At 58.8% G+C, this 1,606-nt stretch carries 1 protein-coding gene and 1 pseudogene; both read left to right on the top strand.

From position 1 onward, the window contains the following. Positions 1-584: pseudogene (locus tag BN1130_RS22625) on the top strand (hypothetical protein); the annotation flags it as partial. 11 nt (positions 585-595) lie between these two features. Beyond that, positions 596-1,300: a phage virion morphogenesis protein gene (locus BN1130_RS21315; RefSeq protein ID WP_052448205.1), complete on the top strand. Its 705-nt coding sequence runs from the start codon at positions 596-598 to the stop codon at positions 1,298-1,300. Positions 1,301-1,606 lie beyond the last annotated feature (306 nt).

Here is a 1,606-nt window from a genome sequence, read left to right as displayed (position 1 = left end):
CTGGCTGGCCACTGCCAGACATTGCCCCGGGCGAGCAGCTGCAGCAGCAACGGGCCGAGGTGTTCAGCCGCACCGACACCGTCGGCAACCTGAGCCGCCACACCGACCGGCGCTTGTATGACCACGCTTTGCAGATGCACCACCAAAGCGATGACTATCTGGGAGAACATGGCCAGCACCAGCTGCAGGTGGCGCAACACAGCATCGAGGAGGTGGGCGGGTTCAAGCTCATCGAGGCGCTCGGGGCCATCGAACTGCTGGCGGGTGATGACATCACTCTGGGGAGTGTGGGGAACATGAGCCAGACCACTGCCGGGGACCTGGTTGAGGTGGTGGGGCAACTGCGCCGGGCCGTTGCTGGCGAACTGCAGCACCTGGAGGCGCCACGTTCCTGGATGGGGACAGATAACATCAACATCTTCCGACTACTGCTGCAACTGATGCAGGTGGTGGAACAACTGGCCGCCGCCACCGCCAGCCATACCCATGGCAGTGGCTCAACGCCAGGCAACAGCAACGCCATGGCAGGTCATGGTCAACAGGCCGGGGAGCTGGCCAGTCAGCTCTCCCCCATCATCGAATAAAGGTGCGATAGATGATCTCACTCACCATCAATCAAGGCTCCATGCTCAACCTGCTGGAGCGCCTGGACGCGGCATCTCTCCCGCCCGCCAAACGGCGGCGCATTACCGCGCAGATAGGCCGAGAGGTCGCCAAAGTTAACCGCCAACGCATCAAAGCAGGTAAAGCTCCCGATGGCACAAAATGGGCACCGACAAAGAGCCAGCGTAAACACAAGCGGCTCACAGGGTTAGCCAAACGCTTACGCTCACGCGGCACCGAAGATGCGGCCATCATCGATTTTGACTCCCGCTTTGCGGGGATGATAGCCAACCAGCAGCACCAGGGAATGTCACAACCGTTCACCGCCGCGCCCCCCAAACCCGCCAAACCGAAAGCATCGGAGAAGGGTAAAAAGAAGCAACCATTCCAGCCAACGGATGATCCATGCCTGCGCAGTCAGGCTGTGCGCCTTCGTGCGTTGGGATATAAGGTCTTATCAGGCAAGGGCAAACGCCGCAGCTATCGCAAACCCTCGCTCAAGTGGATGCAAGCACACATCAGCGTTATCCGGGCTGCCATTCTGATCAGGACAACTACCGGCGAAACCAGGAAGAACCGATGGACGGTAGAGACACCCGCCCGCCCCATGCTGCCCAAGGCGAACAACGACGAGCTGTTGACCATCGCCGCCAAGGCGTTCAAGAAAATGGGATGGGGTAGCGGCCAGACTCCCTAGCCTACCCTCCACTGACCACAGCGACGCTCACGCGTCGCTTTTTTGTGACCAGCTCCGGGCAGAGGCGACGGCGCAAACCTGCCACTCACGGAATCCGCACTCCTCCCCCCCCACCTTCGCGCTAAAAATGTGGCGTTTTTTGCACAAATTATTTGGTGCAAAACGATAGCCCAGCCCGCGCCATGACTGGGGCTTTAGGGGGGATCGGGAATTTCACAGAATTTCATTTTATGAACGATTGTCGCTGAAAGGATCACGCCATATCCCAGCAAGAGAAAAGGTAAGTACATGAGTTATATGGATAAG

Source organism: Aeromonas rivuli, from assembly GCF_000820045.1.
In the GTDB taxonomy this organism is placed as follows: Bacteria; Pseudomonadota; Gammaproteobacteria; order Enterobacterales; family Aeromonadaceae; genus Aeromonas; species Aeromonas rivuli.
Note: the sequence above shows the minus strand (reverse complement) of the source record. Positions and strands in the feature narration are given on the sequence as shown.